The 7,650-nt window shown below is 70.1% G+C and carries 7 protein-coding genes; 1 reads left to right on the top strand and 6 read right to left on the bottom strand.

What is annotated here, in order from left to right; genetic code table 11:
* The first annotated feature begins 51 nt into the window (after positions 1–51).
* Positions 52–2,337 (top strand): MMPL family transporter, encoded by a 2,286-nt coding sequence (locus tag P3L51_RS19310; protein WP_354606508.1) that lies wholly within the window; start codon positions 52–54, stop codon positions 2,335–2,337.
* A gap of 96 nt (positions 2,338–2,433) precedes the next feature.
* On the opposite strand, the gene mgt is transcribed toward P3L51_RS19310, so the two are convergent.
* The 6 genes from mgt to P3L51_RS19280 all read right to left on the bottom strand — a co-directional run bounded on the left by mgt (position 2,434) and on the right by P3L51_RS19280 (position 7,504).
* Positions 2,434–3,639 (bottom strand): macrolide-inactivating glycosyltransferase, encoded by a 1,206-nt coding sequence (gene mgt / locus P3L51_RS19305; protein WP_354606506.1) that lies wholly within the window; start codon positions 3,637–3,639, stop codon positions 2,434–2,436.
* A gap of 15 nt (positions 3,640–3,654) precedes the next feature.
* Positions 3,655–3,942: a hypothetical protein gene (locus P3L51_RS19300; RefSeq protein WP_354606505.1), complete on the bottom strand. Its 288-nt coding sequence runs from the start codon at positions 3,940–3,942 to the stop codon at positions 3,655–3,657.
* 90 nt (positions 3,943–4,032) lie between these two features.
* The gene (locus tag P3L51_RS19295) at positions 4,033–4,254 is read right to left on the bottom strand and encodes a class I SAM-dependent methyltransferase (protein ID WP_354606504.1); all 222 of its coding nucleotides are present in this window, start codon (positions 4,252–4,254) and stop codon (positions 4,033–4,035) included.
* 87 nt (positions 4,255–4,341) lie between these two features.
* Positions 4,342–5,730 carry an ABC transporter substrate-binding protein gene (locus tag P3L51_RS19290; RefSeq protein WP_435594484.1) on the bottom strand — a complete coding sequence of 463 codons (1,389 nt, stop codon included), beginning with the start codon at positions 5,728–5,730 and terminating at the stop codon, positions 4,342–4,344.
* On the bottom strand, positions 5,730–6,569 hold the full coding sequence (locus tag P3L51_RS19285) for a carbohydrate ABC transporter permease (RefSeq protein ID WP_354606502.1): 840 nt from the start codon (positions 6,567–6,569) through the stop codon (positions 5,730–5,732). Before P3L51_RS19285 ends, P3L51_RS19290 begins: the two co-directional genes overlap by 1 nt.
* Positions 6,566–7,504: a carbohydrate ABC transporter permease gene (locus P3L51_RS19280; RefSeq protein ID WP_354606501.1), complete on the bottom strand. Its 939-nt coding sequence runs from the start codon at positions 7,502–7,504 to the stop codon at positions 6,566–6,568. The genes P3L51_RS19285 and P3L51_RS19280 overlap by 4 nt, the downstream gene beginning before the upstream one ends.
* Positions 7,505–7,650: the final 146 nt, after the last annotated feature.

Raw genomic sequence — 7,650 nt, 5'->3', positions numbered from 1 at the left:
GGTACGGGGACGGCACCCGCGGGTACGGGTACGGCACCCGCGCCGCGCGGGATCGCGGCGCGTGCCGGTGTCTGGAGCGCGCGGCACCGGTGGACGGCGGTCACCGCCTGGGTGCTGTTCGTCGTACTCGCCATGGGACTCGGCTCGGCGGCGGGCACCGTCGAGGTCAAGGACAGCGAGCAGATGTCCGGCGAGATCAGCCAGGCCGAACGGATCATCGAGGACGCGGGTCTCGACGAACCGGTGAGCGAGTCGGTCCTCATCCAGGGTGTCGACTCGTCAACGTCCGCCACCGACAAGGAGTTCCGCGCCGGGGTCGACGCGGTCATGGCGGCGGTCGAGCGTACGGGCGAGGTCGCCGACGTCACCTCGCCGTACGACACGAAAACCATCTCGAAGGACGGGCGCAGCGCGCTCGTGCAGTTCAACATGCGCGGCGACCCGGAGACTTCGAGCGAGCGCGTCGAGCCGGTACTCAAGGCCGTCGAAGGCGTGCAGAAGCAGCACGAGGACACACTGCGGATCTCGGAGCTGGGTGGCGCCAGCATGAACAAGACCTTCGACGAGGCGTTCGGTGACGACTTCAAGCAGGCGGAGATCTCCGCCGTGCCGGTCGCGCTGGGCATTCTGCTGATCGCCTTCGGCGCCCTGGTCGCGGCTCTGCTGCCGGTCGCCCTCGCGCTCACCGCCATCATGGCCACGATGGGGCTCATGGGCGTGGTCAGCCACGTCATGCCGATGACCGACACGGCCAACTCGGTGATGCTGCTGGTGGGTCTGGCGGTCGGCGTCGACTACTGCCTGTTCTATCTGCGGCGTGAGCGCGAGGAGCGCGAGGCCGGGCGCGACGCCGCCACGGCGCTGCGGATCGCGGCGGCGACGAGCGGCCGGGCCGTCATCGTCTCCGGTGTGACGGTCTGTGTCGCCATGGCGGGCATGCTCTTCACCGGGCTGGCCGAGTTCAAGGCGATGGGTCTCGCGTCGCTGATGGTGGTCGCGGTGGCGATGGTCGGTTCGGTGACCGTGCTGCCCGCGCTGCTGTCGCTGCTCGGTGAGCGCGTGGAGCGGGGCCGGGTGCCCTTCCTGAACCGCCTCAAGCAGTCGAAGAAGCAGCGCGCGTCCGCCGCGGCGGGAGCCGGTGGTGGCGGGACCGGCGAGAGCCGGTTCTGGCGCGCGGTACTCAGCCGCGTACTCCGCCGGCCGAAGCTCGCGCTGGTGGTCGCCGCGGGCGCGCTCGTCGCGATCGCCCTGCCCGCCGTGGGCATGCAGACGCAGAACTTCACGCTGGACCAGGAGTTCGGCGACTCGCTGCCCATCGTCCAGACGTACGAGCGGGTCAACGAGGCTTTCCCGGGAGGCGCCGAACCCGCCGAGGTGGTGGTGCGCGCGGACGACATCAACGCCGCGCCGGTACGGCAGGCGCTCGCCGACTTCCGTGCGCGGGCGGTGAGTTCGGGCGCCTCGCAGGGACCCGTCGAGATCGTCACGCACGACGCGCAGAACATCGCGATCATCGAGGTGCCGCTGGTCGGCGGCTCGGACCAGAACCGGGCCGAGAAGAGTCTGGGGCTGCTGCGGGACACCGTACGGCCGGACACGCTGGGCACGGTCGACGGCGTCGAGGCGCCGATCTCCGGCCAGGTCGCCGGGTCGAAGGACTTCAACGACCAGCTCGTCGGGGCCGTGGCGCCCGTCTTCGCCTTCGTCGTGATCTTCGCCTTCGTACTGATGCTGCTCTGCTTCAGGTCACTGACGATCGCGGTGACGTCGATCGTGCTGAACCTGCTCTCCGTCGGCGCCGCCTACGGCATCCTTACCATCGTCTTCCAGCACGGCTGGGGCGCGTCGCTGGTCGGCGCCGAGGGCGTCGGGGCGATCATCTCCTGGCTGCCGCTGTTCCTCTTCGTGATCCTTTTCGGGCTGTCGATGGACTATCACGTCTTCGTGGTGTCCCGGATCCGCGAGGCGCGGCTACAGGGGCGTACCACCCGTGAGGCGATCACCCACGGTGTGGTGACCACGGCGGGGGTGGTGACGAGCGCGGCGGTGATCATGGTCGCGGTGTTCGCCATCTTCGGGACGCTGTCGATGCAGTCGATGAAGCAGATGGGCGTCGGCCTGGCGGCGGCGGTGCTGATCGACGCGACGATCATCCGGGGCGTGCTGCTCCCGGCGATCATGGCACTGCTGGACGAGCGCAACTGGTACTTCCCCCGCTGGCTGCGGTGGCTGCCCGACCTGACGCACGACGAGTCGGTGGTCGCGGAGGTGGAGTCGGACGCCGTCGGCGAGGACTCCAGGAAGGCGGGCGAACAGCCCGATCCCGTACGGGTCTGACGCACCCCTCCACTCCCCCGCACACGCTCCCGTACCTACCCGTGCCGTACGCCCGACCGGTCTCCACCGGCCGGGCGTACGGCGTCGGGCCGCGCATCAGGAGCCGGTCGTCGGCAGCGCGGCCTCGATGATGTCGGCCGCCTGGCCCGTGCCACCCTCCTTCGCCATGTCCTGTCTGATCTCCTCACCCCTGCGGGCGACTTCGGGGTCCGCCACGAGCGCGGTGACCGCCTCCCGCAGCGCCTCGGCCGTCGCCTCCTCCATAGGAAGCTGCCGGGCGACACCGAGCGAGACGAGCGTGTCGGCGTTGCCGAACTGGTCGACGAGCAGCGGTACGGCGACCATCGGTGTGCCGGTCGCGAGCCCTTCCTGGCTGCCGCCGGCGCCCGCATGGGTGATGAACGCGTCGGCCTTCTTGAGGATGGCGAGTTGGGGCACCCAGGAGCGCACCTCGATGTTGCCGGGGATCTCGCCCAGTTCGGACGGATCGACGAACTTGCCGATCTGGAGGACGACATGCCAGCCGGGCAGGCCGCCGAACGCCTCGACGCACGCCCGGTAGAAGTCGGGCTGCTTGGTGTTGGCCGAGCCGAGCGAGACCAGCAGCACCTTCTCCGCCCCGGCCGGGCGCTCCCACTCCCCTTGGTCGGCCCGCTCCCCCTGACACGCGCCGACGAAGGTGTACACGGACTCGTCCACCCGGTCGGCGAACAGCTGAAGGGCCCTGGGGATCAGCACGATCGCACGATCGGGGTGGACGACGAACCGGCCCAGGGGCAGGTCCATGCCGTTCTCGTCCAGCCACGCCCGGAAGCGGGCGACATAGGCCCGGCCGCGCTCGGACGCGGCGAGCTGGGCGTCCTGAGGAGCGGCGACCTCCTCGTCGTACCCCTCCCAGGCGACCATGTTCGGTGAGAGCTGGAGGTACGGGACGCCCCACCGGTGAGCCAGGATCGGCGCCGGGTAGGACGTGGGGTCGCTGATGACGAGATCGGGGCGGTCGTTCTCGAACATCTCGGCCAACTGGGGCAGCGCCTGTGTCCCGTCGGCGAGGAAGGGCTCCATGTTGTCGATCAGCTCGGTGCCCCAGGCGTCGGGGTCGTCGTCCATCGGCAGGGTGGAGGTGTAGATCACCGGCTCGGCGCCGGTGGCGGCGACCTTCTCGGCGAAGGCGGCGGGGATGGCGTAGCTGACGCGATGCCCACGGGCGACGAGTTCCCGGATGACTTCGAGGCTCGGGTTCACGTGCCCGTGGGCGGCGATGGAGAACATGGCGATGTGGGCACGCTGGGGTGACGTCATGCCCACACCGTAACATCAAGCGAGACGAGACGTCTCGTTCAGCTTGTCGTGCGGGATCAGCCACGCCCCGGGCGGCACGAACGCGACGATCTCGGCGCGGTCGACACGCGCCGCGTCGAATGCCGTGTCGAGCCGTTGGCGCGGGTGGCGCGGGTGGCCGGTCCGGCGCAGTGACGCGTACAGCGACCCGCCGAGCCGCCGAGCCGCCGACTCGCAGACCCCGGAGAAGCCCCACCTCGACCAGCCGCCGGTGGCGGGCGAGTTCGGCGGCGGGCAGCAGCGGGCGCGGGCGCCGCTCGACACGCGGGATGCCCGCGTCCACGCGCGGCACCGGGCGGGATTCCCGCCGTCCGATCCGGCCGAGCAGCCGCCACTCGACGTACGGCCGGGTCTCTACCATCCGCGGAGACCAGCGACCGGCGACCAGCGCCCGAAGTCGCCGGTGCGCCCGCGCGCGCATTCGGGCTGGGTGATGAGCGTGACGTCGGTCAGCGCGGGCGCGCGCGGACACCGGTCGACGATGTCGGCGGTACGCGAGAAGGGCACGTTCCCGACGACGGCGAAGGGTTCCGCGCGGCAGGGTACGGCGACGAAGTCCCGCTCGTACAACCGCACATGGGGGGCGGCGAGGGTGGAGCGTCTCCGTGGTCCGGCCCGCGCGCCGGACTCGCCCCGCTCGAACCCCCCGTGGACGCGGGAAGTTCAGCGCTGGTAGCGGGCGAGCACCAGATTGCCGTCCTTCACCAGCCGTTTCTCCAGCTCGGCGCGGTCGATCGCGCCGCTGTAGTACTCCTGGAGCGCCGGCGTCGCGACCTTGTCCTTCCACTCCGGATAGCCACGCACCGACTGCGCGGGCGCCGGGAGGAGTTCGCGGGCGAGCGCGGCACCGGTCGACCAGCCGTCCTTCTCCGTGCGCAGGGACGGGTCGGCGAGCGCCGCCGTGCCCGTGGGCAGCATCCAGTCGCCCCGCGCGAGGCGGACCATGTTCTCGGGCCGGAGCAGGAAGTCGATGAAGGCGACGGCCTCTTCCTTGTGCCGTGTGTCCTCGGAGACCGACAGGGTCTGCGGGCTGACGCCCTGTGTCGCGCCGTCGGCCCCGGCGGGCGACGGCAGCACCGTCCACTCGAAGCCCTTCGGCGCCTGCTGGATGATCTGCTGCCGGTACGAGAAACCGAGCGGCACCATCGCGTACTTGCCGCCGAAAAATCCCGGCAGCGTGTCCGAACCGCCCATGCCGAGCGTGGCGCCCGACGCGCTGCCGTCGCTGTTGACCTGATCGCGGATGACGGCGGGGACCTCCGCGTCGGCCCCGGTGTACTTGATCGTCACCTTGCCGTCCGCGCCCCGGTGAAAGAGCTGCCCGCCGGTTGACCGGCTGAGGTTGAGCGTCGCGGAGACCGGGTCCTTGAGCGGCCAGGCCACCCCGTACTCCGCCTGTCCCGCCCCCGGCTTCCGCCCCTCTCCCGCCGTGAGCTCCTTGGTGGCCGCCCTGAACTCGGCCCAGGTCCACGGCTTCTCGACGGTCGGGATCCGGACGTCGGAGGCTTCCAGGATCTTCCTGTTGGCGATCAGCACGCGCGGCTCCTGGAGGAACGGCACGCCGTACACCCCGTCCCCGAACTCCGTGGTCTCCCAGCTGCGCTCCGGGATGTCCCGCTTCAGCCGGTCGGGCAGCAGCCCGTCGAGATCGGCGAGATAGCCGCCGTACGCGAAGTCGGCGAGGTCGTCGGAGGCGTCGTGGATGATGTCGGGCGCCTCACCGCCCTCGAAGGAGGTGAGAAGTTGGTCGTGGACGCTGTCCCAACTGCCCTGCACGTACTGGACGCGCACGTCGGGGTGGGCGGCGTTCCACTCCTTCACCAGTTCCTTGTTGACCTCGACCGACTCGTCCTGCCAGGCCAGGGACTGGAAACGCAGGGTGATCCGCCCGTCCGCCGACTCGCCGTCGCCGCCCGAGCAGCCGGTGAGCAGCAGCCCGAGGACGGCGGCCGCGGCCACCAATGGTGTTCTCGTACGCGAAAGGGGCCTCGTACGCGAAACGGGTGTCGGGCGTGCGACGGGTCTCGTACACGCAACGGGTCTCGTACGCATCAGGTCTTCACCGCCCCGGCGAGCATGCCGCCCGTGATCCGTCGTTGGATGATCGCGAAGATGACGAGTGAGGGGATCGTCGCGAGGAACGCCGCCGCCGCGAGCGGCCCCAGGTCGGCGACGCCCTCGGCGCCGAGGAAGTGGGTGAGGATCACCGGCAGCGTCTGCTTCTCCGGGCTCTTGAGCAGGACGAGCGCGAAGAAGAACTCGTTCCACGCCGTGATGAAGGCGAACATCGCGGTGGCGACGATGCCCGGCGCCAGCAGCGGGGCCGTGACCGAGACGAGCGTACGGAGCCGGCCGGCGCCGTCGACGGCCGCCGCCTCCTCCAACTCGGCCGGTACGGCCCGTACATAGCCGACCAGCATCCAGAGCGCGAACGGCAGCGACCACACCACGTACACCATGATCAGCCCGAACAGGGAGTTGATCAGGTGGAGGTTCTTCAGCACCAGGAAGAGCGGGATGATCACCAGGACGAACGGGAACGCCTGGCTGATCACGACCCACCCCGTCGCCGCCGTCGCGAGCCTGCTGCGCTGCCGCGCCATCACGTACGCCATCGGCGTCGCGATGACCACGGCGATCAGCGAGGCGGAGAGCGCGACGGTGAGGCTGTTGCCCGCGGCCCTGAGCAGTGGCTGCTCGTCGAACGCCTGCCGGAAGTTCTCCAGGGTCGGGCTGTCCGGGATCCAGGTGGGGTGCAGACTGCCCAGCTCACGCGCCGGTTTGAAGGCGGTGGAGATCAGCCACAGGAACGGGAAGGCGAGAAAGACCAGATAGCACAGGAGCGCGAGGTACTGCCCGGCGCGTGCGGGTCCGCTGGTGCGGAGACTCATTTCTCCTCCCCCGACTTGAGACGTCCCACCAGGTAGAAGGCGAGGAGGACGGAGATCACGGCGACCATGACACAGCCCATGGCGGCGGCGTAGCCGAACTGGCCGTAGCGGAAGGCCTCTTCGTAGGCGAAGAGCATGGGCAGTCGGGTACGGCCGCCGGGACCGCCGCTGGTCAGTACGTAGACCAGGGCGAACGAGTTGAAGTTCCAGATGAAGTTGAGCGCCGTGATGGCGAGGGCGACCGGCTTGAGCGCGGGCCAGGTGACGGTACGGAACCGGCGCCAGGCGCCCGCGCCGTCCAGGGCCGCCGCCTCGTGCAGCTCGTCCGGGGTGTTCTGGAGCCCGGCGAGCAGCGCGACCGTGGTCTGTGGCATACCGGCCCAGATCCCGACGACGATCACGGCGGGCAGGGCGGTGGCGAGGCCGGTGAGCCAGTCGCGGCCGTCACCGAGGCCGATGTCGCGGATGGTCTCGTTGAGGATTCCGGCGTCGGCGTTGTAGACGAGGCGCCACATGATGCCGACGACCACCTCGGGCATGGCCCAGGGGATGATCGCCAGCGCCCGCGCGAGCCAGCGGAAGCGAAGCCTCTGGTTCAGCAGCAGGGCGAGGCCGAGCGCGAGAACGAACTGCGGGACGGTCACGCCGACCGCCCACAGCAGGCCGATCCGGAAGGACTCCCAGAAGAGCGTGTCGTGTGCCAGGTCCTGGAAGTTGAGCGTCCCGATCCACTCGGTGGGCTCGGTGCGGCCGGACTGCGCGTCGGTGAAGGCGAGGGTGATGCCGTAGAGCAGGGGGCCGACGCTGAGGACGAGGATCGGTATCAGGGCCGGCAGCACCAGGAACCAGGCACCCCGGTCGATCACCTTCTCCCGTGGTGGTCCGCCCTCCGGTGTCCTCTTGCCGGACCGCGCCTTCGCGGTCGCCAGTGTCACGGATTCGGCTCCTTCGGGCGGCTTTGTGGGGATGGCCGCCCTGGCGGCCCCCGTCATCGTGCTGACGCGTGGTGGGTTCGTCAAGCCAACCTGCGTGGATGCGAGACTTGGGGCCTGGCCGGATTGGTTCACCGGGTCCGCCCGGT

Source organism: Streptomyces panacea, from assembly GCF_040560175.1.
GTDB lineage: Bacteria > Actinomycetota > Actinomycetes > Streptomycetales > Streptomycetaceae > Streptomyces > Streptomyces panacea.
This window is presented reverse-complemented; position numbering and strand designations above follow the sequence as displayed.

What these genes read in the sequence shown, in the direction of transcription:
- mgt (WP_354606506.1), bottom strand. Translation starts at nt 3,639, where the DNA reads ATGACGTCACCCCAGCGTGCCCACATCGCCATGTTCTCCATCGCCGCC.
- P3L51_RS19285 (WP_354606502.1), bottom strand. Translation starts at nt 6,569, where the DNA reads ATGAGTCTCCGCACCAGCGGACCCGCACGCGCCGGGCAGTACCTCGCG.
- P3L51_RS19290 (WP_435594484.1), bottom strand. Translation starts at nt 5,730, where the DNA reads ATGCGTACGAGACCCGTTGCGTGTACGAGACCCGTCGCACGCCCGACA.